Source organism: Pseudomonas sp. PDM18 (assembly GCF_014852585.1).
Classification (GTDB): Bacteria; Pseudomonadota; Gammaproteobacteria; order Pseudomonadales; family Pseudomonadaceae; genus Pseudomonas.
The window spans coordinates 50551-76485 of sequence record NZ_JACVBX010000016.1 but is presented as its reverse complement, the minus strand read 5'-3'; the positions used below and the strand labels follow the sequence as shown (position 1 = coordinate 76485).

The 25935-nt window shown below is 63.9% G+C and carries 22 protein-coding genes and 1 pseudogene; 9 read left to right on the top strand and 14 right to left on the bottom strand.

Annotated elements, in window-relative coordinates; all coding sequences use genetic code 11:
- Positions 1 to 70: 70 nt before the first annotated feature.
- Genes yidC through rpmH form a run of 4 tightly spaced genes read right to left on the bottom strand, consistent with a single transcriptional unit; the run spans position 71 to position 2619 of the window.
- Positions 71 to 1819 (bottom strand): membrane protein insertase YidC, encoded by a 1749-nt coding sequence (gene yidC / locus IB274_RS26045; RefSeq protein WP_192435693.1) that lies wholly within the window; start codon positions 1817 to 1819, stop codon positions 71 to 73.
- Positions 1820 to 1821: 2 nt separating this feature from the next.
- The gene (gene yidD, locus IB274_RS26040) at positions 1822 to 2070 is read right to left on the bottom strand and encodes a membrane protein insertion efficiency factor YidD (RefSeq protein ID WP_015479779.1); all 249 of its coding nucleotides are present in this window, start codon (positions 2068 to 2070) and stop codon (positions 1822 to 1824) included.
- Positions 2063 to 2470 carry a ribonuclease P protein component gene (gene rnpA, locus IB274_RS26035; protein ID WP_192435692.1) on the bottom strand — a complete coding sequence of 136 codons (408 nt, stop codon included), beginning with the start codon at positions 2468 to 2470 and terminating at the stop codon, positions 2063 to 2065. The genes yidD and rnpA overlap by 8 nt, the downstream gene beginning before the upstream one ends.
- Before the next feature lie 14 nt (positions 2471 to 2484).
- Positions 2485 to 2619 (bottom strand): 50S ribosomal protein L34, encoded by a 135-nt coding sequence (rpmH, locus tag IB274_RS26030; protein ID WP_003100258.1) that lies wholly within the window; start codon positions 2617 to 2619, stop codon positions 2485 to 2487.
- Between the two features lie 520 nt (positions 2620 to 3139).
- On the opposite strand from rpmH, the gene dnaA reads away from it, so the two are divergent.
- The 4 genes and pseudogenes from dnaA to gyrB all read left to right on the top strand — a co-directional run bounded on the left by dnaA (position 3140) and on the right by gyrB (position 9338).
- Positions 3140 to 4669, top strand: a complete 1530-nt coding sequence (gene dnaA, locus IB274_RS26025; RefSeq protein ID WP_192435691.1) for a chromosomal replication initiator protein DnaA — start codon at positions 3140 to 3142, stop codon at positions 4667 to 4669.
- 29 nt (positions 4670 to 4698) lie between these two features.
- Entirely contained in the window at positions 4699 to 5805 is a 1107-nt protein-coding gene (dnaN, locus tag IB274_RS26020) for a DNA polymerase III subunit beta (protein WP_192435690.1), read from the top strand.
- Between the two features lie 9 nt (positions 5806 to 5814).
- Positions 5815 to 6917, top strand: a pseudogene (recF, locus tag IB274_RS26015) (DNA replication/repair protein RecF).
- Between the two features lie 3 nt (positions 6918 to 6920).
- Entirely contained in the window at positions 6921 to 9338 is a 2418-nt protein-coding gene (gyrB, locus tag IB274_RS26010; RefSeq protein WP_192435688.1) for a DNA topoisomerase (ATP-hydrolyzing) subunit B, read from the top strand.
- Positions 9339 to 9404: 66 nt separating this feature from the next.
- Here gyrB and IB274_RS26005 read toward each other — a convergent pair whose 3' ends face one another.
- From IB274_RS26005 to glyQ, 4 genes are all read right to left on the bottom strand, one after another.
- Positions 9405 to 10178: a lysophospholipid acyltransferase family protein gene (locus tag IB274_RS26005; protein WP_192435687.1), complete on the bottom strand. Its 774-nt coding sequence runs from the start codon at positions 10176 to 10178 to the stop codon at positions 9405 to 9407.
- 13 nt (positions 10179 to 10191) lie between these two features.
- The gene (gmhB, locus tag IB274_RS26000) at positions 10192 to 10728 is read right to left on the bottom strand and encodes a D-glycero-beta-D-manno-heptose 1,7-bisphosphate 7-phosphatase (RefSeq protein WP_192435738.1); all 537 of its coding nucleotides are present in this window, start codon (positions 10726 to 10728) and stop codon (positions 10192 to 10194) included.
- A gap of 93 nt (positions 10729 to 10821) precedes the next feature.
- Entirely contained in the window at positions 10822 to 12876 is a 2055-nt protein-coding gene (glyS, locus tag IB274_RS25995) for a glycine--tRNA ligase subunit beta (RefSeq protein WP_192435686.1), read from the bottom strand.
- Positions 12876 to 13823 carry a glycine--tRNA ligase subunit alpha gene (gene glyQ, locus IB274_RS25990; protein WP_081518980.1) on the bottom strand — a complete coding sequence of 316 codons (948 nt, stop codon included), beginning with the start codon at positions 13821 to 13823 and terminating at the stop codon, positions 12876 to 12878. Before glyQ ends, glyS begins: the two co-directional genes overlap by 1 nt.
- A gap of 193 nt (positions 13824 to 14016) precedes the next feature.
- Between glyQ and IB274_RS25985 the strand changes: the two genes are divergently transcribed.
- Positions 14017 to 14571 carry a DNA-3-methyladenine glycosylase I gene (locus IB274_RS25985; protein WP_192435685.1) on the top strand — a complete coding sequence of 185 codons (555 nt, stop codon included), beginning with the start codon at positions 14017 to 14019 and terminating at the stop codon, positions 14569 to 14571.
- Here the strand turns inward: IB274_RS25985 and xrtQ are convergent.
- The gene (gene xrtQ, locus IB274_RS25980) at positions 14568 to 15908 is read right to left on the bottom strand and encodes an exosortase Q (RefSeq protein WP_192435684.1); all 1341 of its coding nucleotides are present in this window, start codon (positions 15906 to 15908) and stop codon (positions 14568 to 14570) included. The genes IB274_RS25985 and xrtQ overlap by 4 nt on opposite strands.
- A complete protein-coding gene (locus tag IB274_RS25975) occupies positions 15905 to 17881 on the bottom strand; it encodes a VIT and vWA domain-containing protein (protein ID WP_192435683.1) in 1977 nt (658 codons plus the stop codon). Before IB274_RS25975 ends, xrtQ begins: the two co-directional genes overlap by 4 nt.
- Before the next feature lie 157 nt (positions 17882 to 18038).
- On the opposite strand from IB274_RS25975, the gene IB274_RS25970 reads away from it, so the two are divergent.
- The 3 genes from IB274_RS25970 (at position 18039) to IB274_RS25960 (ending at position 20662) form a co-directional block, all read left to right on the top strand.
- A complete protein-coding gene (locus tag IB274_RS25970; RefSeq protein WP_192435682.1) occupies positions 18039 to 18926 on the top strand; it encodes a lysophospholipid acyltransferase in 888 nt (295 codons plus the stop codon).
- 98 nt (positions 18927 to 19024) lie between these two features.
- Positions 19025 to 20338, top strand: a complete 1314-nt coding sequence (locus IB274_RS25965; RefSeq protein WP_192435681.1) for an Nramp family divalent metal transporter — start codon at positions 19025 to 19027, stop codon at positions 20336 to 20338.
- A gap of 57 nt (positions 20339 to 20395) precedes the next feature.
- Positions 20396 to 20662 (top strand): PilZ domain-containing protein, encoded by a 267-nt coding sequence (locus IB274_RS25960; protein ID WP_081518975.1) that lies wholly within the window; start codon positions 20396 to 20398, stop codon positions 20660 to 20662.
- A gap of 127 nt (positions 20663 to 20789) precedes the next feature.
- On the opposite strand, the gene ehuA is transcribed toward IB274_RS25960, so the two are convergent.
- The 4 genes from ehuA to ehuB all read right to left on the bottom strand — a co-directional run bounded on the left by ehuA (position 20790) and on the right by ehuB (position 23903).
- A complete protein-coding gene (gene ehuA, locus IB274_RS25955) occupies positions 20790 to 21635 on the bottom strand; it encodes an ectoine/hydroxyectoine ABC transporter ATP-binding protein EhuA (RefSeq protein ID WP_318652924.1) in 846 nt (281 codons plus the stop codon).
- Between the two features lie 23 nt (positions 21636 to 21658).
- Positions 21659 to 22315 (bottom strand): ectoine/hydroxyectoine ABC transporter permease subunit EhuD, encoded by a 657-nt coding sequence (ehuD, locus tag IB274_RS25950; protein WP_081518973.1) that lies wholly within the window; start codon positions 22313 to 22315, stop codon positions 21659 to 21661.
- On the bottom strand, positions 22315 to 22971 hold the full coding sequence (gene ehuC / locus IB274_RS25945) for an ectoine/hydroxyectoine ABC transporter permease subunit EhuC (RefSeq protein WP_192435680.1): 657 nt from the start codon (positions 22969 to 22971) through the stop codon (positions 22315 to 22317). Before ehuC ends, ehuD begins: the two co-directional genes overlap by 1 nt.
- 77 nt (positions 22972 to 23048) lie before the next feature.
- Complete coding sequence (ehuB, locus tag IB274_RS25940; protein ID WP_081518971.1) at positions 23049 to 23903, bottom strand: ectoine/hydroxyectoine ABC transporter substrate-binding protein EhuB; 855 nt, start codon at positions 23901 to 23903, stop codon at positions 23049 to 23051.
- 431 nt (positions 23904 to 24334) lie between these two features.
- On the opposite strand from ehuB, the gene IB274_RS25935 reads away from it, so the two are divergent.
- Positions 24335 to 25729 (top strand): PLP-dependent aminotransferase family protein, encoded by a 1395-nt coding sequence (locus tag IB274_RS25935; protein WP_192435679.1) that lies wholly within the window; start codon positions 24335 to 24337, stop codon positions 25727 to 25729.
- The last annotated feature ends 206 nt before the right edge of the window (positions 25730 to 25935 follow it).

Sequence of the window (25935 nt, the reverse complement as noted above, 5' to 3'; positions counted from 1 at the left end):
AGGCAATGTTATCCACATAGCAAAACGCCCCACGAGGGGGCGTCTTGTCGATCGGTATCGGGCTGAGATATCAGGCAGAAGCCTTCTTCGCCGCCGCTTCGATCCGACGGGTAATGTACCACTGCTGTGCGATGGACAGGCAGTTATTCACAACCCAGTACAGGACCAGACCGGCCGGGAACCACAGGAAGAAGAAGGTGAAGATGATCGGCATCAGCTTCATCACCTTGGCCTGCATGGGGTCCGGCGGAGTCGGGTTGAGCATCTGCTGAACCAGCATGGTGGCGCCCATGATGATCGGCAGGATGAAGAACGGATCCTTCACCGACAGGTCGACAATCCAGCCCAGCCAAGGGGCTTGGCGCATCTCGACACTTTCCAGCAGTACCCAGTACAACGAGAGGAAGACCGGCATCTGCACCAGGATCGGCAGGCAGCCACCCAGGGGATTGATCTTCTCCTTCTTGTACAGCTCCATCATCGCCTGGGACATCTTCTGGCGATCATCACCATGCTGTTCCTTCAGGGCTGCCAGTTTCGGCGACACGGCGCGCATGCGGGCCATGGAGCGGTAGCTGGCGGCGGACAGCGGGAAGAATGCCAGTTTGATGACGATGGTCAGGAAGATGATCGACCAGCCCCAGTTACCCACCAGGTTGTGGATATGTTGCAGCAGCCAGAAGATCGGCTGGGCAATGAACCACAGCGGGCCGTAGTCGACGGTCAGTTCCAGACCCGGGGACAGTTCCTTCAGGTACGCCTGCAGTTTCGGGCCGGCATACAGGGTCATGCTGGTTTCGCCCTTGGCACCCGGCGCAACGGTCAGGTTGGGACCGGTGTAGCCGACGATGTAGTTGCCTTGGGCGTCCTTGCGGGTCATCACGCTGTGGGTTTCGCCCTTGGCGGGAACCCAGGCGGTGACGAAGTAGTGCTGCAGCCAAGCTACCCAGCCACCCTGGACGGTTTCCTTGAACTGCTCTTTGTCCATGTCCTTCATGGACACTTTCACGTAGGGCTTTTCAGGGGTCCAGACCGCAGCGCCGAGGTAGGTCGATACGCCGGTAGCGGTGGTGGAGGACGGATCGACGCTGGCGTCACGCTTGAGCTGGGCGAACAGCGAAGCGTTCCACGGTTTGTCGCTCTGGTTGTCGATCAGGTAGCTCACGCCAACCTGATAGGCATTGGGGTTGATGCACTCGAGCTTCTTCTGTGCCTTTTCCTTCTCGGTGCAGTCGTTTTTCAGGCCGCGGTGGAAGGTGAAGCGCTTGATGTAGCTGACGCCATCCTGTGCATAAGTCAGGTCGACCACCATCTGGTCCTGGCCTTCGGCCAGTTCGTAGACGGGTTTGGCCGAGGCGTAGAGCGGGCGACCGCTGGCAGCGGCATCCGGGCCGTTGGCGCCGGTCAGGCCGCTCTGGGCCAGGTAGGTGCGCTGGTTGTCACGCTCGAAGAGCGGGAACGGTACGTCCGGGCGATCCTGGCGCAGCGGGTACTGGGTCAGGCCGAGCTTGATCACGTCGCCGCCGCGCGGGTCGATGGTCAGGTCCAGGACATCGGTCTTCACGCGGATCAGCTGTTCGCTGGTTGCAGCCGGCTTCTGCTCATTGGGCAGGCTGGCCTGGGCGTTCTGCGTGGTGGGTACGTCGGCATTGGCCGCATTGCCGGCAGGCACGGAAGTGTCCGGCAGGCCTTCAGTCTGATTGAAGGTCGCGGTCTGCGCCGGCAGTTCGGGCTGGCCGTAGTCCTTGTTCCACTGGAGAACCAGCGCGTAGGACACGATTGCCAGGGCGACGAATAGGATTGAACGTTTGATGTCCATGGTTACTCGGCCGTCGAGGAAGGGGCGGGCTTGGAAGGATCTGGCGGTACCGGATCGTAGCCACCGGGATGCCAGGGGTGGCAGCGGCCTAGGCGACGAGCGGCCAGCCAGCCACCACGCAGGAAACCATGAGTTTCAATGGCTTCTTGCGCGTAGCAGGAACAGCTGGGGTAGAAACGACAGTGCCTGCCCATCATGGGACTGATGGCGTAGCGGTAAAACTGGATCAGTAACAGCGCCAGTCTACGCATGGGAACTGTCGGCCACTCCCGGAGAATCTGTCGAAGGTTCCGGGCTGGGCCGGTTGCGCAACAGGCGCTTCCAGAGCTTGCCGAACTGCTGGTGCAGCTCTTCATTCTCCAGATCGCCGAGGCCTTTGCGCGCGATCACCACGATATCCAGGCCGGCCAGCTTTTGCTGGTGATGGCGGAAGGATTCACGGAGAAGGCGTTTGAGGCGGTTGCGCTCGACGGCGAGCTTGACGTTCTTCTTGCCGATCACCAGGCCCAGGCGGGGGTGATCGAGACCGTTTTCGCGCGCCAGCAGCAGGATGTGCTTGCCGGGAACCTTGGAGGTGGGGGAGTCGAAGACCGCTGTGAATTGCCGGGCTGTCAGAAGACGTTTTTCCCGGCTGAAATCTCGACTCACCACCTGTGTCAGACAAATCAGACGGTCAGACGCTTACGGCCCTTGGCGCGACGACGCGACAGAACCTGACGACCGTTCTTGGTGGCCATGCGAGCGCGGAAGCCGTGCACGCGAGCGCGCTTGAGGGTGCTGGGTTGGAAAGTACGTTTCATGATTCGGTACCTGGGTTTGACGACATGAGGTCGCAGTGACCCCGTTTAAAGAGACCGGCGATTCTAGTGAAATCGCGCGGTCAGGTCAATTTCCAACCAGACCCGGATACAAAATCTATAGAAAGAAGGGAAATCTCTTTTTTAAAGATTGAAGCGATGATTATGTTTATACAGGCCTATGCCTGTGCATAAGTCCACAGAGGCCATTGAATAAGCAGCCTAGCGGAAATGATAACCCTGTCGGGAAGTCGTGGGCCACTTGTGTGGAGCCGGTTGGAAAGCTGGGTATGGAACGCGGATTTTTCCACAGAGGTTTTTTCCACAGAACGATCACCAGAGTCTTCCCCTGCCCCATCAAGCTGTTATCCACAAGGTTCACGGCGTTATTAGCCGACCGCCGGTAAAATCATTAACACGTTGATTTTACTTGCATCCCCGCGCGCTTAACTGTGGATAAGTTGGTCGGGCGGGGATACAATGGCCGCCTGTTTCGCTTTGCGACTTCTTTTGGGGGATATCCGTGTCCGTGGAACTTTGGCAGCAGTGCGTGGAGCTTCTGCGCGACGAGCTGCCGTCCCAGCAATTCAACACCTGGATCCGACCTTTGCAGGTCGAGGCCGAGGGTGAGGAGCTGCGCGTCTACGCACCCAACCGCTTCGTACTCGACTGGGTCAACGAGAAGTACATGGGGCGCTTGCTCGAATTGCTGAGCGAGCGTGGCAATAGTCAGATTCCGGCGATTTCGCTGCTGATTGGTAGCCGCCGTAGCCGTACTCCGCGTCCAGCCCTGGTTCCGACGCCGCAGGTAAATGTTCAGCCGGCTCCCGTTGCTGCCGCGCCTGCGCCAGTGGTTGCACCTGCACCGGTGGCTCTCTCCATGCCCGAGCCGCAGCCTATTTCGGCTGCGCCGGTGCAGACCATCGTCGATCTCGACGAGTCCAGCCCGGGCATCGATCCGATGGCCGCTGCAATGCCGGTCGCGGCTGTGCGTACCGAGCGCAACGTGCAGGTAGAAGGTGCTCTCAAGCACACCAGCTACCTAAACCGCACCTTTACCTTCGAGAACTTCGTCGAAGGTAAATCCAACCAGCTGGCCCGCGCGGCCGCCTGGCAGGTCGCGGACAACCTCAAGCACGGCTACAACCCGCTCTTCCTTTATGGTGGCGTCGGCCTGGGTAAGACCCACCTGATGCACGCTGTGGGTAACCACCTGCTGAAGAAGAACCCCAATGCGAAGGTCGTGTACCTGCATTCGGAACGTTTCGTCGCGGATATGGTGAAAGCTCTGCAGCTGAATGCCATCAACGAGTTCAAGCGCTTCTACCGTTCAGTGGACGCGCTGCTGATCGACGATATCCAGTTCTTCGCCCGCAAGGAGCGTTCCCAGGAAGAGTTCTTCCACACCTTCAACGCCCTTCTTGAAGGCGGCCAGCAAGTCATCCTGACCAGCGACCGCTACCCGAAGGAGATTGAAGGCCTGGAAGAGCGTCTGAAGTCCCGCTTTGGCTGGGGCCTGACGGTGGCCGTCGAGCCGCCGGAGCTGGAAACCCGCGTGGCGATCCTGATGAAGAAGGCCGAGCAGGCCAAGGTCGAGCTGCCGCACGACGCCGCATTCTTCATCGCCCAGCGCATCCGCTCCAACGTGCGTGAGCTGGAAGGTGCGCTCAAGCGCGTGATCGCCCACTCCCACTTCATGGGCCGGCCGATCACTATCGAGTTGATCCGCGAGTCGCTGAAGGACCTGCTGGCCCTGCAGGACAAGCTGGTCAGCATCGACAATATCCAGCGCACCGTCGCCGAGTACTACAAGATCAAGATTGCTGACCTGCTGTCCAAGCGCCGTTCGCGCTCGGTCGCGCGTCCACGTCAGGTGGCCATGGCACTCTCCAAGGAACTGACCAACCACAGCCTGCCGGAGATCGGCGTGGCCTTCGGCGGTCGGGATCACACCACGGTGCTGCACGCCTGTCGTAAGATCGCTCAACTCAAGGAATCCGACGCGGATATCCGCGAGGACTACAAGAACCTGCTGCGTACTCTGACCACCTGACGCAGCCTCACGAGGCAAGGGACTAGACCATGCATTTCACTATTCAACGCGAAGCTCTGTTGAAACCCCTGCAACTGGTCGCTGGCGTTGTCGAGCGCCGCCAGACGCTGCCGGTTCTTTCCAACGTCCTGTTGGTTGTCGAAGGCCAGCAACTGTCGCTCACCGGCACCGACCTGGAAGTCGAACTGGTTGGCCGCGTCGCCTTGGAAGATGCCGCCGAACCGGGCGAGATCACCGTGCCGGCGCGCAAGTTGATGGATATCTGCAAGAGCCTGCCCAGCGATGCCGTGATCGACATCCGCGTCGACGAGCAGAAGCTCCTGGTGAAGGCCGGTCGCAGCCGCTTCACCCTCTCCACCCTGCCGGCCAATGACTTCCCCACCGTGGAAGAGGGCCCGGGTTCGCTGACCTTCAGCCTGGCGCAGAGCAAGCTGCGTCGCCTGATCGATCGCACCAGCTTCGCCATGGCACAGCAGGACGTACGCTACTACCTGAATGGCATGCTGCTGGAAGTGGGCGGCGGCACCCTGCGCGCTGTGGCCACCGACGGCCACCGCCTCGCCATGTGCTCGCTGAGCAACGGCGTGCCGGAAGCCCAGGATCGCCACCAGGTAATCGTGCCGCGTAAAGGCATCCTGGAACTGGCCCGCCTGCTCACCGAGCAGGACGGCGAAGTGTCCATCGTGCTCGGCCAGCACCACATTCGTGCGACCACAGGCGAGTTCACTTTCACCTCCAAGCTGGTGGATGGCAAGTTCCCGGATTACGAGCGCGTACTGCCCAAGGGTGGCGACAAGCTGGTCATCGGTGACCGCCAGGTGCTGCGCGAAGCGTTCAGCCGCACCGCGATCCTGTCCAACGAGAAGTACCGCGGCATTCGTCTGCAGCTTTCCAACGGCCTGCTGAAAATTCAGGCGAACAACCCGGAGCAGGAAGAAGCGGAAGAAGAAGTGCAGGTCGACTACAACGGCGGCAGCCTGGAAATTGGCTTCAACGTTAGCTACCTGCTGGACGTCCTCGGTGTCATGGGTACCGAGCAGGTGCGCATGATCCTCTCCGACTCCAACAGCAGTGCGCTGGTTCAGGAAGCGGACAACGACGATTCCGCCTACGTCGTCATGCCGATGCGCCTCTGACGCGTATCGATGTCCCTTACCCGCCTTTCGGTCACCGCGGTGCGCAACCTGCACCCGGTGACCCTCTCTCCCTCCCCCCGCATCAACATCCTCTACGGCGAAAACGGCAGCGGCAAGACCAGTGTGCTGGAAGCCATCTACCTGCTCGGTCTCGCCCGCTCCTTCCGCAGCATGCGCCTGCAACCTGTCATCCAGTACGAAGAACCGGCTTGCACGGTGTTCGGACAGGTACGTCTGGGCAATGGCTTCGATAGCAGCCTGGGGGTTTCACGAGATCGTCAGGGCGAGTTCCAGATTCGCATCGATGGGCAGAATGCACGGAGCGCGGCACAGCTTGCCGAGACTCTGCCGCTGCAGTTGATCAACCCGGATAGTTTCCGGCTGCTGGAAGGCGCGCCGAAGATTCGCCGGCAGTTCCTCGACTGGGGAGTGTTCCACGTGGAACAACGCTTCATGATCGCCTGGCAAAGACTCCAGAAGGCCCTGCAGCAGCGGAACTCGTGGCTCCGACATGGTAAACTGGACGGTGCTTCGCAAGCCGCGTGGGATCGCGAATTATGCGTCGCCAGCGATGAAATCGACGGGTATCGGCGGTCCTATATTCAGGCGCTCAAGCCGCAGTTTGAGCGGACTCTGGCCGAGTTGATCCAGATTGATGATCTGACGCTCAGCTACTACCGGGGATGGGATAAGGAGCGCGAGTTGAGCGAGGTGCTGTCTTCCAGTCTGCTTCGCGATCAGCAGATGGGGCACACCCAGGCGGGACCGCAACGGGCGGATCTGAGAATCCGTCTGGGGGGGCACAATGCCGCGGAGATACTTTCCCGTGGCCAACAGAAACTGGTGGTCTGCGCTTTGCGGATCGCCCAGGGGCACTTGATCAACCAGGCCAAGCGCGGGCAATGCGTCTACCTGGTGGATGACCTCCCCTCCGAATTGGATGAGAAGCACCGGTTGTCTTTGTGCCGGCTTCTCGAAGATCTGGGTTGCCAGGTATTCATCACCTGCGTCGATCCGCACTTATTGAAAGACGGCTGGCAAACGGAAACGCCGGTGTCGATGTTCCACGTGGAACATGGGCGCGTCTCTCAGGACACTACCATCGGGAGTGAAGAATGAGCGAGAACACCTACGACTCTTCCAGTATCAAGGTACTGAAGGGGCTGGATGCCGTACGTAAGCGTCCGGGCATGTATATCGGTGATACCGACGACGGCACCGGCCTGCACCACATGGTCTTCGAGGTCGTGGACAACTCGATCGACGAAGCGCTGGCAGGCTATTGCAGCGAGATCAGCATCACCATTCACACCGATGAATCCATCACCGTGCGCGACAACGGTCGCGGCATCCCGGTGGATATCCACAAGGAAGAAGGGGTCTCCGCGGCCGAGGTCATCATGACCGTCCTTCACGCCGGCGGTAAATTCGACGACAACAGCTACAAGGTCTCCGGCGGTCTGCACGGCGTGGGTGTGTCGGTGGTGAACGCCCTCTCCCACGAGCTGCGCCTGACCATTCGCCGCGAGGGCAAGGTCTGGGAACAGGTCTACCACCACGGCGTTCCGCAGTTCCCGCTGCGCCCGGTGGGTGACACCGATGGCTCTGGCACCGAGGTGCATTTCAAGCCGTCCGCGGAAACCTTCCACAACATCCACTTCAGCTGGGACATCCTGGCCAAGCGGATCCGCGAGCTGTCCTTCCTGAACTCCGGCGTCGGCATCGTCCTGCGCGACGAGCGTGCCGGCAAGGAAGAACTGTTCAAGTACGAGGGGGGCCTGCGCGCTTTCGTCGAGTACCTGAACACCAACAAGACTGCGGTGAATCAGGTCTTCCACTTCAACTGCCAGCGCGAAGAAGATGGCGTCGGCGTGGAAGTGGCCCTGCAGTGGAACGACAGCTTCAACGAGAACATCCTCTGCTTCACCAACAACATTCCCCAGCGTGACGGTGGTACTCACCTGGCAGGCTTCCGCTCCGCCCTCACCCGTCACCTGAACAACTACATCGAGCAGGAAGGGCTGGCGAAGAAGTTCAAGATCGCCACCACCGGCGACGACGCCCGTGAAGGTCTGACCGCGATCATTTCGGTGAAGGTCCCGGATCCGAAGTTCAGCTCGCAGACCAAGGACAAGCTGGTTTCCTCGGAGGTGAAAACCGCCGTGGAACAGGAGATGGGCAAGTACTTCGCTGACTTCCTGCTGGAGAACCCGAACGAAGCCAAGGCCGTGGTCGGCAAGATGATCGACGCCGCCCGTGCCCGTGAGGCCGCGCGCAAGGCTCGTGAGATGACCCGCCGCAAGGGCGCGCTGGATATTGCCGGCCTGCCGGGCAAGCTCGCCGACTGCCAGGAGAAGGACCCCGCCCTCTCCGAACTGTACATCGTGGAAGGTGACTCCGCGGGCGGTTCTGCGAAGCAGGGCCGTAACCGCAAGACCCAGGCGATCCTGCCGCTCAAGGGCAAGATCCTCAACGTCGAGAAGGCTCGCTTCGACAAGATGCTGTCCTCCCAGGAGGTCGGCACGCTGATCACCGCGCTGGGCTGCGGTATCGGTCGCGAGGAGTACAACATCGACAAGCTGCGTTACCACAACATCATCATCATGACCGATGCTGACGTCGACGGTTCGCACATCCGTACCCTGTTGTTGACGTTCTTCTTCCGTCAGCTGCCGGAGCTGGTCGAGCGCGGCTACATCTACATTGCCCAGCCACCGCTGTACAAGGTGAAGCGCGGCAAGCAGGAGCAGTACATCAAGGACGACGTGGCCATGGATGAGTACATGACCCAGTCGGCCCTTGAGGAGGCCAGTGTGCACGTCAACGAAAGCGCTCCGGGCCTGTCCGGCGAGGCGCTGGAGAAGCTGGTCAACGAGTACCGCGCCGTCATGCGTACCCTCAAGCGCCTGTCCCGTCTGTACCCTCAGGACCTGACCGAGCACTTCGTCTATCTGCCGCGCATCGAAACCGAGCAACTGGGTGACCAGACTGCCATGCAGAGCTGGCTGGACCAGTACCAGGAACGCCTGAAGAGCAGCGAAAAATCAGGCCTGGTGTACAAGGTCAGCCTGCGCGAAGACCGCGAGCGTCACCTGTGGCTGCCGGAAGTCGAGATGGTCGCTCACGGCCTGTCGAGCTACATCACCTTCAACCGCGACTTCTTCGCCAGCAACGATTACCGCGCGGTCACCGAATTGGGCAGCAAGCTGAACAGCCTGCTGGAAGAGGGGGCCTACGTGAAGAAGGGCGAGCGCAAGAAGCCGGTCAGCACCTTCAAGGAAGCCCTCGACTGGCTGATGATCGAAGGCACCAAGCGCCATAGTATCCAGCGATACAAAGGTCTGGGCGAGATGAACCCGGATCAGCTGTGGGAAACCACCATGGACCCGAACGTGCGCCGCATGCTGAAGGTAACCATTGAGGATGCCATCGCTGCCGACCAGCTGTTCAACACCCTGATGGGCGACGCCGTGGAGCCGCGCCGCGACTTCATCGAAAGCAACGCCCTGGCGGTGTCCAACCTGGACGTCTGACCTCCTGCAGGCAAAAAGAAAGGGCCCTTCGGGGCCCTTTTCTCTTGTCTGCGGGAAGGCGCTGCGTCAGGATGCCTCGGCCACCGATTGAGGCGTGGTATCGGCCGGCAGCTCACCCATGTCGCGCAGGGTCTGGATGACCCAGTTCTCGGCGCGCTGGTTGAGCTCGGTGATGGCGCGTGCGCCCTCCCCTTCGGCGTACATGGCCGGGCCGATTACCACCTGGATGGTCCCCGGGTATTTTGCCCAGCCGTTCTTCGGCCAGCAGTGGCCGGCGTTGTGGGCGATCGGCAGTACCGGCAGGTTGGCATTGACCGCCAGGGAGGCGCCGCCACGGGAGAACTTGCCGATCTGGCCGGTAGGAACGCGGGTGCCTTCGGGGAAGATCAATACCCAGGCGCCCTTCTTGAGGCACTCATCGCCCTGCTTGGCGATCTGCTTGAGGGCGACTTTGGGCTGCTCGCGGTTGATAGCGATGGGCTTGAGCAGCGCCATGGCCCAGCCGAAGAACGGTACGAACAGCAGCTCGCGTTTGAGCACCAGCGCCAGCGGCTCGAAGTAGCCGGTGAGGAAGAAGGTCTCCCAGGTACTCTGGTGTTTGGCCAGGATCACGCAGGGCTGGTCGGGGATGTTCTCCACGCCCTTGAGTTCGTAGCGCACGCCGACCACCCAGCTGGCGAGCCAGACGGCGAATTTGCACCAGACCTGGGCGATGAAGCGGTAGCGCGCGCGGTACGGCAGGAAGGGCGCAATAAGCAGGCTGAGGGTACCCCAGACGAAGGCGCTGGACGACAGCAGCAGGTAGAAGAGAACGGTTCTGATGGCCTGCACTATCGACATGGGGGATGGGTCCTCAGGAAAGAAGTTGGTCGGCTACTGCCGCCAGATCGTCAAATACCAGCGTGCCTTCGGGCAACGGCTTGGTCAGGGTTCGCTCGCCTTTGCCGGTCTTTACCAACACTGGCTGACAATCGACGGCCAGCGCGGCGTCCAGGTCACCCCGGCTGTCACCCACGAACCAGGTGCCGCGTAACTCCACGCCGTAGTGCTGGGCAATCCGTCGCAGCATACCGGGTTTCGGCTTGCGGCAGTCGCAGCTCTCGTCGGGGCCGTGAGGGCAATAGACGACCACGCCGAGTTCACCGCCCTGCTCTGCCACTAGCTCGCGCAGACGCTGATGCATGCTGTCCAGCGTGGCGAGGTCGTAATAGCCGCGAGCGATGCCCGATTGGTTGGTGGCCACGGCCACGGTCCAGCCGGCCTTGCTCAGGCGGGCGATGGCTGAGATCGCGCTGGGAATCGGAATCCACTCGTCGAGGGATTTGATGTAGGCGTCGGAGTCCTGGTTGATGACACCGTCGCGGTCGAGGATCAGTAGCTTCATGGGGATTCGGCAAGTCAGACACTTTCGATAAGTCGGAAATGAAAAAGCCGGGAGTTCGTCACGGCGAACCGTTGCGAACTCCCGGCTTTCAGGCGGGCATCAACCCAGCAGCGAGATGTCGGCGACGCCGAGGAACAACCCACGCAGCTTCGCCAGCAGCGCGTAGCGGTTGGCCTTCACGGCGTTGTCTTCCGCATTGACCAGGACTTCCTCGAAGAAGGCATCCACCGGCGCGCGCAGGGCCGCCAGACGGGCCAGGGCGGCGCGATAGTCACGAGCCTCGGCCAGCGGAGCTACTTCGCTCTCGGCAGCTGCCACGGCGCTGCCAAGGGCCTTCTCGGCGGTCTCGGTGAACAGGCTGGCGTTGACGGAAGCGGGCACGTCCCCTTCAGCCTTGGCCAGGATGTTCGACACGCGCTTGTTGGCGGCGGCCAGGGCCTCGGCTTCGGCCAGCTGACGGAAGGCCTGCACGGCTTGCACGCGCTGGTCGAAGTCCAGCGGAGCGGTCGGCTTGAGTGCACGTACGGCCTGATACACGGCTACGTTGACGCCTTCATCCTCGTAACGGGCGCGCAGGCGGTCGAAGACGAAGTCCTGCACCTGTTCGGACAGGCCCTCGGCCTTCACCTTGTCGCCGTACTGGGCCACGGCCACGCCAATGGCGTCGACCAGGTCCAGGTCCAGCTGCTTCTCGATGAGGATGCGCAGCACGCCCAGGGCAGCGCGACGCAGGGCGTACGGGTCCTTGCTGCCGGTAGGCAGCATGCCGATGCCGAAGATACCGACCAGGGTGTCCAGCTTGTCCGCCACGGCCACCGCGGCACCGGTCAGGGTGCTTGGCAGCTCGGCGCCGGCACCGCGCGGCATGTACTGCTCGTTCAGCGCCAGGGCGACGTCCTTGGCCTCGCCACCGGCGGTGGCGTAGTAGTAACCCGCGATGCCCTGCATCTCCGGGAACTCGCCGACCATCTCGGTAGCCAGGTCGCACTTGGAGAGGATGCCGGCGCGGGCAGCGTTGGTCGCATCACCATCGATACGCTCGGCGATGTAGGCGGCCAGCTTGGAAACCCGCTCGGCTTTCTCATAGACGGTGCCCAGCTGGGCCTGGAACACCACGTTCTTCAGACGGGCATTGAAAGCTTCCAGCGGTTGCTTCTGGTCCTGCTTGAAGAAGAATTCGGCGTCGGTCAGGCGCGGGCGCACGACCTTCTCGTTGCCGGAGACGATGTGCTCCGGTGCCTTGCTCTCGACGTTGGCCACGGTGATGAAGCGCGGCAGCAGCTTGCCGTTGGCGTCCAGCAGGCAGAAATACTTCTGGTTGTCCTGCATGGTGGTGATCAGGGCTTCCTGCGGCACGGCGAGGAAGCGCTCCTCGAATGAGCACACCAGCGGCACCGGCCACTCGACCAGCGCGGTCACTTCGTCCAGCAGGTCGGCCGGGACGATGGCGCTGCCCTTCTGCTCGGCGGCCAGTTCGGCAACGCGGCGGGAGATGATCTCGCGGCGCTCGGCGAAGTCGGCCAGCACGTGGGCGCTGCGCAGGTCTTCCAGGTAGTTGGCCGGAGCGGAGATGCGCACGTTGGCCGGGTTGTGGAAGCGGTGGCCACGGGATTCGCGACCGGCCTTCCTGGTCAGGATCTCGCAATCGACGACGTCGTCGCCGAACAGCATCACCAGCCACTGGGTCGGGCGCACGAACTCTTCACGGCGGGCCGCCCAGCGCATGCGCTTGGGAATCGGCAGGTCGTTCAGCGAGGCTTCGACGATACCCGGTAGCAGGCCCACGGCCGGCTGGCCGGTGATGGTCTGGCTGAACTTGAGCTTCGGGCCGCTCTTGTCGATCTGCTCCAGGTCCACGCCGCACTTCTTGGCGAAGCCCAGGGCAGCCTGGGTCGGGTTGCCGCTGGCGTCGAAGGCAGCCTGCAGCGGCGGGCCGTCGAGGTTCACGGTGCGATCCGGCTGCTGCACGGCGAGCTGGTCGATCTGCACGGCCAGGCGGCGCGGCGCGGCATAGCAGCGCGCGGCGGCGTAGGTCAGGCCGGCGGCCTTGAGGCCCTTCTCGATGCCGGCCAGGAAGGCTTCACCGAGGCTTTTCAGCGCCTTGGGTGGCAGCTCTTCGGTGCCCAGTTCGACGAGGAAATCCTTCGCGCTCATTATTCGGCCTCCTTCAGCTTGGCCAGTACTTCGTCACGCAATGCGGGGGTGGCCATCGGGAAGCCGAGGCGGGCGCGGGCCTGCAGGTAGCTCTGCGCCACGGCGCGGGCCAGGGTGCGCACGCGCAGGATGTAGCGCTGACGCTCGGTCACCGAGATGGCGCGGCGGGCGTCCAGCAGGTTGAAGGTGTGCGAGGCCTTGAGGACCATCTCGTAGGTCGGCAGCGGCAGCTGCAGTTCGATCAGGCGGTTGGCTTCGCTTTCGTAGAAGTCGAACAACTCGAACAGCTTCTCGACGTTGGCGTGTTCGAAGTTGTAGGTCGATTGCTCCACTTCATTCTGGTGGAACACGTCGCCGTAGGTAACCTTGCCGAACGGGCCGTCGGCCCACACCAGGTCGTACACCGAGTCGACGCCCTGGATGTACATGGCCAGGCGTTCCAGACCGTAGGTGATCTCACCGGTGACCGGGTAGCACTCGATGCCGCCGACCTGCTGGAAGTAGGTGAACTGGGTGACTTCCATGCCGTTCAGCCAGATTTCCCAGCCCAGGCCCCAGGCGCCGAGGGTCGGCGATTCCCAGTTGTCCTCGACGAAACGGATGTCGTGGACCAGCGGGTCGATGCCGATGGCTTGCAGCGAGCCCAGGTAGAGCTCCTGGAAGTTTTCCGGGTTGGGCTTCAAGACCACCTGGAACTGGTAGTAGTGCTGCAGGCGGTTGGGGTTCTCGCCGTAGCGGCCGTCGGTAGGACGGCGGCTCGGTTGCACGTACGCCGCGTTCCAGGTTTCCGGGCCCACGGCGCGGAGGAAGGTGGCGGTGTGGAAGGTGCCTGCGCCTACTTCCATGTCGTAGGGCTGCAGCACCACACAGCCCTGATCGGCCCAGTATTTTTGCAGGGCGAGGATCAGGTCCTGGAAGGTGGGCACGGCGGGCGTAGTCTGGCTCACGAATTTCACCTGTGCTGGATATGCGACTAAAACCCGGCAGTATACCCCAAGATGCTTGCAGCTTGGGCTTCTCAGCGTTTTTTGAGCGACCGTTCGTAGGCCCTCGAAGGGGCAAAAAACCGTATCGATAACTGTATTTTTGTACAGCTATTTGTATATAGTCAGAACCTTCCCGTTTCGCAGGCTGACTGCCATGCCCCGTTGCTTCTGGTGTAACGACGATCCGCTGTATATCGCCTACCACGATGCCGAGTGGGGCGTGCCCCAGCGCGATGCCCGCAAGCTGTTCGAGATGATCATCCTCGAAGGCGCCCAGGCCGGGCTGTCGTGGATCACCGTGCTGAGGAAGCGCGAGCGTTACCGCGAGGTGCTGTTCGGCTTCGATCCCGAGCGCCTGGCCCGCATGACGGACGAGGAAATCGAGGAGCGCATGCAGGATCCCGGCATCATCCGCAACTTCGCCAAACTCAGGGCTGCGCGGCAGAACGCCCAGGCCTGGCTGAAGCTGGAGGACCCGGTGGCATTCCTCTGGTCCTTCGTTGGCGGCCAGCCCAAGGTCAATCATTTCAGTGGACGGGGCGACGTGCCGGCGGTGACGCCCGAGGCCGAGGCCATGAGCAAGGCGTTGCGCAAGGCGGGCTTCAACTTCGTCGGCCCGACCATCTGCTACGCCTTCATGCAGGCCACCGGTATGGTGATGGACCACACCGTCGACTGCGACCGCTACGCCCAGCTGACTCGCGCCTAAAGCAGCGGGTTGGCCACTGTGACGGCCTGCCAGGGCCCGGCGGATTGGCCGGACAGTGCCGACCAGTACCAGGCCGAGGTATCGGAGAAGGACTGGCCGGCGGCGTCCTCGATGTAATCGCAGACTTGCAGCCGCAGGCCCTCGCTGGTCACCACGAAGCAGCGTTGCAGGCCTTGCGCGCCAACCCGTTGCCGAAGCTGCGTCTGCTCGATGCGATAGCCCAGTGCGCGGAAGCAATCCTCCGCCGGATGCAGCTTGCGAGTCGGCCGCAGCACCTGGCGCAGTACGATGCTGCGCTGGCCATCGGTAAAACGGCCGAGCTGGCCGGGAAAGTCCGCGGCGAAGCGCTGCTCCACCGGCGAAAGCGCCAGCGGGCGCAAGGCACGACCTTCGAATTGCACCGGCCATTCATGGGCGACGCGAGCGGCCTCTGACGCGGTGGTAGCCGGCGACAGGAAAGGCCAGAGCATCGCCAGCAGCAGAGCACCAAGCAGGCTGCCGGCGAAACGCGCAGAAGTGCCAGGCCCGGTAGCTTCCACCGCCGGCGGCGGTACAAATGCACGCCGCCCGATCACCCGGAAAATCATCCCGCAGACTCCGACGAACACCAGGAGCCCGATCGCCTCATGGGCCCAGCCGGGAAACCCGCTCGCCCCGCTCTCGCCCCACACCAGCAGCGTGTTGCGCAGGATATTGCCGCCCAGCACCAGCAGCCCCACCAGCGGCAGGCGACGCAGCAACGAACGATCCGGCAGGCGCTGCCAGGCTGCCAGCGAGCAGGCGGTGAAGTAGCCGACCCAGGCCATCTGGATACCCGAGCAGGGCGCATCGACCATCACCCACTGGCCATCCACCAGCAGCGAACTGCCCTGCCGTTCCACCGTCCAGCTGCCCAGGCGCAGCAGCCATGCGCTGACCTCGGCAGTGACCACACGCAGTGGATAACCGACGAAGAACTGCAGCGAAGACAGCAGCGGCAGCGACAGCACGCCCAGCCCCAGCCAAGCCAGCCAGGGCTGGCCGGGGGCGCGCAAGCTGAGGATCACCAGCAGCAACGCCAGCACCGAGAGCAACCCGCGCAGCAGCGGCGGCAGGATCGACTGGAAAAGCGCCCCGACGATCAGCAGCAGCGCTGCCACGCCCAGCCAGCGCAGACGCGGCTGGGCGCGCAGGCTGGAGCGGTCGCGCCAGAGCAGCAGCCCGAGGGCCGCCAGCGCGATGATCCCCAGCGGATCATCCGAACCATCACCGAGCCGCCGCGCCGCCCACAGCCAGCTCGGCCAGGCCGCCAGCGCGGCGAACAGCAGCCAGCTCCAGCCAGGCAGGCGGCGGATCATGCCGCCTTCCTCCGCCACCACCAGCCGCCGAGTGCCGCCAGCAGCAACATGGCCCAGACGCCTGGCTCCGGCGTTCCCGGTACCGTACTGCCGATGGCGTTATTGCTCACGCCCTGGGGCATCGGCAGCGGTTGATCCACCGTCTTGCTCGCCTGCGGGTCGGGGTTGCGCACCTGCTGGTCAACGGCGATGAACGAGGTGTAGGGCGTGAGCAGCTGGTATTTCAGGCCGAGGTCGAGGATCCGCGAGCTGAACTCGTAGCCGCCGTCGAGCGCCTCCTGATCCATCAGGCTGGCAAGGCGTTGGCGCGCCCACAGGTGGGCGAGCGCACCGCCGCTGTCGGTGAGGTTGCCAGCGCTGATTGGCAGCCGCACTTGAAATGGACCGTCGGCGGCGTGGGCGTCGAGACGCAGCTCCCCGCGCGGCTCGCCCTTCCACTTGCCGAACAGCACCAGCGGGCGATTGGCGAACAGGTCGGGCAATTGCAACGGCTCCACGTCGTAGACGTCGAGTCCCTCGAAGCGGGCCTGGATGCCCTTGAGCAGCGGACTGTCGATCATCTTGCGGAAGCGCTGCGCCGCCTTGCTCGCCTGCTCATCATCGGTCACCACGAAGGGCTCGCCCTGCCCCGCCCGCGCCAGGCCTTCGATCAGGCTGCGGTTCACCGCGCTGCCGATGCCGAAGGCGAACAGATTGGCCTTGCTCAGGTTCTCGCGCACCAGCTTGTAGGCGCTGCTCTCGACGGTGACGTAGCCGTCGGTGACCACCACGAAACTGCGCGAACGTTCCGGATCGGTGGGCATCGCCAGCGCCTCGCGCAGGGCCGGCATCAGCTCGGTGCCGCCGGCGCCGACCTGGCTGTCCAGCAGCTCGATGGCCTGGCGGATGTTATCCGGCGTGGCGGGGAGCGAACGCTCCGCCAGCTTGCGGTTGTCGCCGGCGAATAGCAGCAGGTTGAAGGTGTCGCTAGGGCGCAGGCGGCCGATCAGGTCGCGCAGCAGGGTCTTCGTGGTGTCCAGCGGGAAACCGTTCATGGACCCGGAGACGTCGACCACGAAGACATAATCGCGCGGCACGATGAGCCGGGCGTCCGGCGCGCGCGGCGGGGCAACCATGGCGAGGAAGAAGTTCTCCTGCTCGCCGCGCGAGAGCAGCAGGCCGCTCTGCACGGACTCGCCGCCGAGCTGGTAGTCGAGGATGAAGTCGCGGTTGCTGGCGGTGGCATCGTCAGCCATTACCCGAGCGGTGGCGTGCTGGCCGTTACGCTGGATCGTCAGGCGATGGGAGGGCGAGGTAATCTCGCCGATCTGCAGCGGCGCCAGCAGTTCGACTTGTAGATCAAACGTGGTGGCCGAAGGCTGCCCGGCTGGCAGGTACGGTGATTCAATCCACTGCTGCTTGCCGCTACCGGACTCACCGCGACCGTTGTAGCGCGGCCCGACCACGGTGGGGAAGACGAACTGGAAGCGCCCGTCGGTGGGCACCAGCAGCTCGCTGTAGCGCAGTTCCACCTGCACCACGTCGCCGGGGAGGATGTTGGCGACGTTCATCTGGAACACGTTCTCGCGCTCCTGCTCCAGCAGCGCGGCGGTCTTGCCGTCCTGCTTGGCCTGCTGGTACTCGACCTTGGCCTTCTGCTTCTCGCGGATCTGCGCCTGGATCACCCGATCACCCAGGTGCACGGTCATGCCGTGGACGGCGGCGCGGGTCGAGGCGGGAAACACGTAGCGCGCTTCCAGCGGCGTCTTGCCCTGGTTGCGGTATTCCTGGGTCACCGTCACCTCGGCGATGTTGCCCAGCACGCGGGCATCCACGCGGGTTGCCTTGAGCGGCAGGGCATCGACGGCCGGATCGGCGTTCTCGACGAAGAAGTAGGGACTCGAACTGCTGTCATCAGCAGCCAGCGCCGCCAGGCTGGCGCTCAGCGCCAACAGCAGGCCGCACAGCCGTGCAAGGAAGGTGGGGGTACGCATCGCGGTTCTCCGGGCCAGTGGATCGAATGGCCGCAGGTTGCGCGCGCGCCGTGGGCGCACTGTGTTCGCCGGGTGGAGATTGTGTGGAGCCGCGATGGCGCCCGATTTGCCGGCGCGAGCGGCTACAATGGCCGCCATCTGCTTGAAGGAGTTTTCCGTGGAGAAATTCAAGGGCGCACTGGTGGTGGGCTTCCTGCGGTTGTTCGCCATGCTGCCGTGGCGCGCGGTGGGCGCATTGGGCGCTGGTATCGGCTGGCTGATGTGGAAGCTGCCCAATCGGTCCCGCGAGATCGTGCGGATCAACCTGTCGCACTGCTTCCCCGAGCTGTCCGAGGTCGAGTTGGAGAAGCTCGTCGGCCAGAGCCTGATGGACATCGGCCGCACGCTGACCGAGAGCGCCTGCGCCTGGATGTGGTCGCCGCAGAAATCGCTGCAGTACATCCGCGAAGTCGAAGGCATGGAAGTGCTGGAAGAAGCGCTGGCCTCCGGCGACGGCCTGGTCGGCATCACCAGCCACCTGGGTAACTGGGAAGTGCTTAACCACTTCTACTGCTCCTACGCCAAGCCGATCATTTTCTACCGCCCGCCCAAGCTCAAGGCGGTGGATGACCTGCTGAAGAAGCAGCGCGTGCAGCTGGGCAACCGTGTCGCGCCTTCGACTCCTGAAGGCATCAAGAGCGTGATCAGGGAAGTGAAGAACGGTGGCTGCGTCGGCATCCCCTGTGACCCGGAACCGGATCTGGGCTCGGGCCTGTTCGTGCCCTACCTGGGCACCACCGCGCTGACCAGCAAGTTCGTGCCGTCGCTGCTCGCGCGCGGCAAGGCCCGCGGGGTGTTCTTCCACGCCGTGCGCCTGCCCGATGGCAGCGGCTACAAGGTAATCCTCGAAGCCGCCCCGGCGGACATGTACGACAAGGACATGGAAGTGTCGGTGGCCGCGCTCAGCCGCGAGCTGGCCAAGTACGTGCGCGCCTATCCGAGCCAGTACATGTGGACCATGAAGCGCTTCAAGAAGCGCCCCGAAGGCGAGGCTCGCTGGTACTGAACACGCCCCGCTCAATCGACCCGATAGGCACGGCGCCCCTGGATTGTTGATGCCCAGGGCGTCAGGCTGAACGTCCCTCGCTCCCGGAATCTCCGCCCATGCTCGGCCTGCCGACCACCGCCACCGCGCCGTTCTGTCCCTCGGAAGTCAAAGGCAGCATCCAGGTCGCGGCCGGCGCGCCGTTGTGGAAGCGCATCCTGCAGTTCGCCGGTCCAGGCCTGCTGGTCTCCATCGGCTACATGGACCCGGGCAACTGGGCCACTGCCATCGAAGCCGGCTCGGGCTTCGGCTACCAGTTGCTGTTCGTGGTGCTGCTTTCCAGTCTTGCGGGGATGGTCTTGCAATGCCTGGCGATGCGCCTGGGCATCGTCACCGGCCAGGACCTGGCGCAGCTCTCACGCAGCCGCTACAGCCTCGGCACGGCACGTCTGCAATGGCTGCTGGCGGAGTTGTCGATCGTCGCCACGGACCTCGCCGAAGTGCTCGGCTGCGCCCTGGCCTTCCACCTGCTGCTGGGCGTCGACCTGGTCACCGGGGTGATCCTCACCGCCTTCGACACGCTCATCGTGCTCGGCCTCAAGGGCCAGCGCTTCCGCCACCTGGAAGCGATCATGCTGGGGCTGATCGTCACCATCAGTGGCTGCTACCTGGTCGAGCTGATCCTCATCAAGCCCTACTGGCCCGACGTCGCCGCCGGCTTCCTGCCCAGCTGGGACGCGGTGACCCAGCGCGAGCCGCTGTACCTGGCGATCGGCATCCTCGGCGCCACGGTGATGCCACACAACCTCTACCTGCACTCCTCCATCGTGCAGACGCGGCAGGTCAGCGGAACCAATGGCAAGGCCGCGGCGATCCGCCTGACGCGCATCGACACCGTGGTCTCGCTGAGCCTCGCGCTGCTGGTCAACGCGGCGATCCTGATCCTCGCCGCCGCGGCCTTCCACGAGACCGGCCACACCGGCGTGACCGAAATCCAGGACGCCTACCGCCTGCTCGAACCGCTGGTGGGCACCGGCCTTGCGGCGATCCTCTTCGGCGTCGCCCTGCTCGCCTCCGGGCAGAGTTCCACCTTCACCGGCACCATCGCCGGGCAGGTGATCATGGACGGCTTCCTGCAGATGAAGATCCCCTGCTGGCAGCGCCGCCTGATTACCCGCGCCCTGGCGCTGATCCCGGCGCTGATCGGCGTGGTGATGCTGGGCGACAAGGCGGTGGGCAAGTTGCTGGTGTTCAGCCAGGTGGTGCTCAGCCTGCAATTGCCGTTCGCGCTCTGGCCGCTGATCCGCTTCACCAGCGATCGCGCGCTGATGGGCGAGTTCGCCAACTCCCTGCTCACCCGAGTGCTGGCCTGGGGCTTGTTCTGCGTCATCAGCGCCGCCAATCTCTGGCTGCTCGCGCAATTGCTGGCTTGACCTGACCCATAGGTTTCAGGCCCATTAGTGCGCTGACATTCAGGACGGATGCCATTCATGTCGAACCAAAGGCAGTACCCGCGTACCCCGATGAAGTGCCGGATCAAGATCAGCCATGCCAGCTTCGGTGATGTGTTCGGCCATACCCGTGATCTGTCCGACGGCGGCGTCTACGTTCGTCATGAAGTGCTCGCCGCGCTGCCGGCCGGCACCCGCGTGACCGGCCAGGTGCAGGACATGCCCTTCGATGCGCCGATCCTGGAGATGGAGGTGATGCGCACCGACGCCGAGGGCGCGGGCTTCCGCTTCGTCGGCAACGCCTGATCTCCGCTGCACTGCGAACTGCTTTTCTGTAGGAGCGAGCTTGCTCGCGAACCCGAGCCCCGCAGCGGAGTTTGTTCGCGAGCAAGGGCTAGGCGCCCCCCTCGGTCCTACGAAGAGCCCCAGCCGATCAATTCGCCTCGTTCACAGCACTCAGGAAGGCCCGCGTCCGCTCATGCTGCGGGTGGCCGAAGAACTGCTGCGGGCTGCCCTGCTCCAGGATGCTGCCCTGGTGGAAGAAGCACACGCGGTCGGCGAACTCGCGGGCGAAGCCCATCTGGTGGGTGACCATGAGCATGGTCAGGTTGTGCTCGGCACCGAGCTTGCGCACCACGTTGAGCACCTCGCCGCACAGCTCCGGGTCCAGCGCCGACGTCACCTCGTCGAACAGCATCACCTTGGGCCGCATCGCCAGCGCACGGGCAATCGCCACGCGCTGCTGCTGGCCGCCGGAAAGCTGCGACGGGTAGTGGTCGAGCTTGTTGCCCAGGCCGACCATCTCCAGTAGCTCCACCGCCCGCTCGCGGGCCTCGTCACGGCGCATGCCGAGCACCTGTACCGGCGCTTCCATCACGTTGCGCAGCGCGCTCATGTGTGGGAACAGGTTGAAGCTCTGGAACACCATGCCGATCTTGCTGCGCACTTTGCGTACGTGACTTTCCGGCGCGCGTACCAGCGCCGCGTTGCGCTTGAGGTGGGTCAGGGGTTCGCCATCGACTTCGATCAGGCCGCTGTCGATGGTCTCCAGGGTCATCAGCGCGCGCAGCAGGGTGGATTTGCCCGAGCCGCTGGGGCCGATGATGGCGACCTTCTCGTGGGCCTTCACCTCCAGATTGAGGTCCTTGAGCACGCTGAAGCTGCCATAGCTCTTGCACACGTTGCGGAAGCTGACCATCGGCTGGGCCGTCTCGGCGCGTGCGGCCGGGGCATCCTGGCTCGAAGCGCGAGGGGCGGCTTGAAGGGAGTGAACGGACATCGGAGTACCTCCAGAAGAGTCGGTCATGGCAGCGCCGTGCGTTTTTCCACCTGGCGCACGACGCCCGCCAGGCCGATGGAGATCAGCAGGAAGAACACCCCGACCAGGGTGATCGGTTCCAGGTAGCGGAAGCTGTCGGAGCCGATGTTCTTCGCCTGCTGCATGATTTCCACCACGGTGATCGCCGAGAGCACCGGGGTGTCCTTGAACATGGCGATCAGGTAGTTGCCCAGCGCCGGCAGCACCGGGCGGATCGCCTGGGGCAGGATCACTTCGCGGTAGGCCTTGAACGGCGAGAAGTTCAGCGCGGTGACCGCCTCCCACTGCCCGCGCGGCACCGCTTCCAGGCCGGCGCGGTACACCTCGGCGGTATAACAGGCGTAGTGCAGGGCGATGCCGAGGGTGCCGGCCACCAGGGCGGTCATGCTCAGCCCGTAGGTCGGCAGCACGTAGAACAGGAAGTACACCTGGATCAGCAAGGGCGTGCTGCGGATGAATTCGATCAGCCAGGCCGCCGGCCACGACAGCCAGATGTGCCGGCTGCGCCGGGCGATGGCGAAGAGCAGGCCGAACACCACGGCCAGGGCGAAGCCCACCAGGGTGATGGCGATGGTCCGCAGCGAGGCGTGCAGCAGCTGCGGGAGAATCTGCCAGGCGAAGTCCCAGTCGAAGAATTTCATTACAGGCCTCCGCGGATTCGGCCGTGCCCCAGCCAGCGTTCGAGGCGGCGCATGAGGAAGACGATGACCTGGGCCATTACGAAGTACAGCACCAGGGTGAGCAGGAAGATCTTCATGGTCTCGAAGGTCGCCTGGTCCAGCTGGCGGGCGCGGAAGGTCAGGTCCGAGAGGGTGATCAGCGACACCAGTGAGGTGTTCTTCAGCAGCTCGATCAGCAGGTTGGTGCCCGGCGGGATAGCGCAGAGCAGGGCCTGCGGCAGGATGATCCGGCGAAAGCGCGTGAAGGGCGTCATGTTCAGCGCCAGCGAGGCTTCGTACTGCCCCTTGGGCACCGAGCCGATGGCGCCGCGCATCACTTCCGCGCCGTAGGCGCCGATGTGCAGTCCCAGGCCGATGATCGCCACGCTGTAGGCGCTCATTTCCAGGTTAAACGGCGGCAGCGGCAGTACGAAGTACAGCCAGAACAGCTGCACCAGCAACGAGGTGCCGCGGAACAGCTCGATGTAGGCGATGGACACCCAGCGCACCGCCGGCCACGGCGAGAGCCGGCCGAGTGCGGCGATGATGGCGGCGGCGACCGCCAGCAGGGAGCCGAAGACGGTCACCTGGACGGTGATCCAGGCGCCCTCCAGCAGCAGAGGAAGCAATTCACCCATGGTACGTATCCCGTTGCGACAGGTTCGACCAAACGGCCGGGCAGGCGCGCCCTATGCCAGCGACGCGCCCCGCACGGTCACTGTTTGCAGAGTTCGGCGGCGGTCTTGTCGGTGACGTTGGACTTGTCGAAGCCGAACGGCTTGACCGTCGCCAGGTGCTCGGCGCCGCCCAGCCACTGCTTGAGCTGGGCGTTGACGGCATCGCGCAGGTCCTTGTCATCCGGGCGGAAGGCAAGGGCGCCGTAACCGATGTGCGACGGGTCGTCCTTGAAGTCGGTGATGGCTTCCACCGAGTCGCCGCCTTTCGCCGCGAGGCCCTTCATGGTCAGCGCGGTGCCGACGCTGGCGTCGGCGCGGCCGGCGCGCACGGCCTGCAGCTGCGCGGTGGTGTCGGGCACCTGGACGATCTGCTCTTCCGCCACACCTTCCGCGCGGGCGTAACCCAGCTCGGCGGTGCCGGACATGATCGCCAGCTTCACGTCCGGGTTGTTCTTCACGTCGGCGTAGCTGTGCAGGTTCTTCGGGTTGCCCTTCTTCACCAGCAGCGAATCGGGAATCTGGTAGTGCGGGTCGGTGAAGATCACCTGCTGGCAGCGCGGCGGGGTGATGTACATGCCGGCGGCGATGACGTCGAAACGCCCGGCACGCAGGCCGGGGATCAGCGCGCCCCATTCGGTCAGCACCGGTTCGATCTTCTTCACACCCATTTTCGTGAAGATCTGCGTGGCGATTTCCGGGGATTCACCGGTGACCTTGCCGGAGGTCTCGGTGTAGGCGAACGGCGCTTCGTTGGCGTAGCCGATGCGCACGGTGCCGGTGCTCTTGATGCGTTCCAGGGTGGTTTCGGCGTAGCTGCCGGCGCTGGCTACAGCGCAGGCCAGCAGGGTGCAGGCAAGACTCAGGCGGCGCAGGAAAACAGGGGCGGTACTCATCTTCGGATCTCCTGATCTTCTCTTGCCGAACGCGGTTGGCGCGCGGCGATGGATGGCAGGTAGCAATGTCGTACGACTGTTGTTCTTGTAGGTCGGGCCCTGGGTGGGGCCTTCCGAAGTTCTTGCGCCGCTGTCGATGGCGACGGCGACAAGCTCGACGCCAGACTAAGCCGGGGGACCTTGCGGCTGTTCCTGATCGACAACCCCGCGGCGGGAAAAAGCCACCGTCGCGACGAACGCAGCCGAGGGTTTTTTCTGCGCGGGCCTGACAATGCGGCCCGATGTGCTGCCCGATGTACTGACAGGTGCGCGGCTATATGTCCTGCGCCCGAGCATACAAAAGGGGCGGAACGGTCGACATTGCACTAGGACAATTGCCGCCGGTGTGCGCGTCCGTCACTCTGGCCCCCTGACCAGACGGAGCGCTGAAGATGGAAGCCTGGCGTCGCGCCCTGGCCGACCTGCGGGTCGGCGAATCCAAGTACAAGACCCTGGTGCAGGCCATTGCCGGCGACATCGAGCAAGGTCGCCTGAGCGACGGGCAGCGCCTGCCGCCGCAGCGCCACGTCGCGGATGGCCTGGGCATCAGCGTGCAAACCGTGACCAACGCCTACAAGGAACTGGAGCGCCAGGGCCTGGTGCGATGCGAGGTCGGCCGCGGCAGCTTCGTCACGCGGCGGATGACCGAGGGCATGGCCCACTACATGGTCGACCACCCCGAGCGCGCGCTGGTGGATTTCTCCATCGCCAGCATCGTCCACACCCGCGAGCACGACCGCCTGTGGCAGGACAGCTGCCGTGAGCTGGCGCAGGAAACCGACCAGCCGTGGATGCGGGCCTGCCGCCCGGTCGCCGGCTTCGATACGCACCGCGACGCCGGGGTGAAATGGCTGGCGCAACTGGGCCTCAAGCGCGAGCGCGACGACGTGCTGATCACCAACGGCGCGGCCCACGGCATCTTCCTTGCCCTCGCCTCTCTCGCCGGGCCGGACGACGTGGTGCTCTGCGAGCAGCTCACCGACCACGGTGTGATCGGCAATTCCCAGGTGCTCGGCTTCACCCTCAAGGGCGTGGAGATCGACAAGGAAGGCATCGATCCCGAGCATTTCGAGGACCTCTGCGCCAACGAGCGCATCACCGCGCTGGTGTGCACGCCCAACCTGAACAATCCGACCTCCTGCCTGATGCCCGATACGCGCCGCCGCGAGATCGCCGCTATCGCCCAGCGCTATGGCGTGTATGTGATCGAGGACGACGTCTACGGCCCGCTGCTCGGCGAGCGCCGCCCGCCGCCGCTCAGCCATTACCTACCGGACCTGTCGTTCTACTGCACCAGCTTCACCAAGAGCGTGCTTACCGGCCTGCGCATCGGCTACCTGGCCATGCCGCGACGGCTGGCGCTGCGTACCGAGAGCATCCTGCGGGTGAACAGCTGGATGGGCACGCCGCTGCTGGCGGAAGTGGCGGCACGCTGGATCCACAACGGCAACGCCGCCGCGTTGATCGGCCTGCAGCGCCGTGTGCTGGAGAAGCGCCAGGGGCTGGTGCGCGAATACCTCGGCGACCACCTGCGCGGTTGCGATCCGCATTCGCTGAGTGCCTGGATCGGCATCCCCGAACACTGGGAACTGGACAGCCTGGTGCGCGAGCTGCGTCATCGACACATTGCCGTGACGCCGCCCGATCCGTTCATGGTGCGCGGCACGCCCCGGCCGCGCGCGGTGCGGCTGTGCATGGGCGCCGAATGCAGCGACGAACGTATGGCCAGCGCCCTGGAAGACATGCGCGAACTTTTCGGGCAGTACCCGAAGATCCACGATTTCTAAGCCCTACGCCGGGCCCGCACTTGTGGCCGTAGGGCGCATAACGCGCCAGCGTTATCCGCCGTGACGAGCGCGGCGGATAACCTGTTCCAGGTTATGCGCCCTACCGCCTGCAGCCCTGCAGGAGCAAGCTCGCTCCTACGAAAAATCACCTCCGCGAACTACATCGTCCTAGTACATTCATCGCGACAATTTCTCGCCCCTACACT

What these genes read in the sequence shown, in the direction of transcription:
- glyS (WP_192435686.1), bottom strand. Translation starts at nt 12,876, where the DNA reads ATGAGCGCGAAGGATTTCCTCGTCGAACTGGGCACCGAAGAGCTGCCA.
- gyrB (WP_192435688.1), top strand. Translation starts at nt 6,921, where the DNA reads ATGAGCGAGAACACCTACGACTCTTCCAGTATCAAGGTACTGAAGGGG.
- dnaN (WP_192435690.1), top strand. Translation starts at nt 4,699, where the DNA reads ATGCATTTCACTATTCAACGCGAAGCTCTGTTGAAACCCCTGCAACTG.
- ehuA (WP_318652924.1), bottom strand. Translation starts at nt 21,635, where the DNA reads ATGTCCGTTCACTCCCTTCAAGCCGCCCCTCGCGCTTCGAGCCAGGAT.
- xrtQ (WP_192435684.1), bottom strand. Translation starts at nt 15,908, where the DNA reads ATGATCCGCCGCCTGCCTGGCTGGAGCTGGCTGCTGTTCGCCGCGCTG.
- yidD (WP_015479779.1), bottom strand. Translation starts at nt 2,070, where the DNA reads ATGCGTAGACTGGCGCTGTTACTGATCCAGTTTTACCGCTACGCCATC.
- IB274_RS25965 (WP_192435681.1), top strand. Translation starts at nt 19,025, where the DNA reads ATGCTCGGCCTGCCGACCACCGCCACCGCGCCGTTCTGTCCCTCGGAA.
- IB274_RS25935 (WP_192435679.1), top strand. Translation starts at nt 24,335, where the DNA reads ATGGAAGCCTGGCGTCGCGCCCTGGCCGACCTGCGGGTCGGCGAATCC.
- IB274_RS25985 (WP_192435685.1), top strand. Translation starts at nt 14,017, where the DNA reads ATGCCCCGTTGCTTCTGGTGTAACGACGATCCGCTGTATATCGCCTAC.
- ehuC (WP_192435680.1), bottom strand. Translation starts at nt 22,971, where the DNA reads ATGGGTGAATTGCTTCCTCTGCTGCTGGAGGGCGCCTGGATCACCGTC.
- yidC (WP_192435693.1), bottom strand. Translation starts at nt 1,819, where the DNA reads ATGGACATCAAACGTTCAATCCTATTCGTCGCCCTGGCAATCGTGTCC.
- IB274_RS25975 (WP_192435683.1), bottom strand. Translation starts at nt 17,881, where the DNA reads ATGCGTACCCCCACCTTCCTTGCACGGCTGTGCGGCCTGCTGTTGGCG.
- IB274_RS25960 (WP_081518975.1), top strand. Translation starts at nt 20,396, where the DNA reads ATGTCGAACCAAAGGCAGTACCCGCGTACCCCGATGAAGTGCCGGATC.
- ehuD (WP_081518973.1), bottom strand. Translation starts at nt 22,315, where the DNA reads ATGAAATTCTTCGACTGGGACTTCGCCTGGCAGATTCTCCCGCAGCTG.
- rpmH (WP_003100258.1), bottom strand. Translation starts at nt 2,619, where the DNA reads ATGAAACGTACTTTCCAACCCAGCACCCTCAAGCGCGCTCGCGTGCAC.
- IB274_RS26005 (WP_192435687.1), bottom strand. Translation starts at nt 10,178, where the DNA reads ATGTCGATAGTGCAGGCCATCAGAACCGTTCTCTTCTACCTGCTGCTG.
- ehuB (WP_081518971.1), bottom strand. Translation starts at nt 23,903, where the DNA reads ATGAGTACCGCCCCTGTTTTCCTGCGCCGCCTGAGTCTTGCCTGCACC.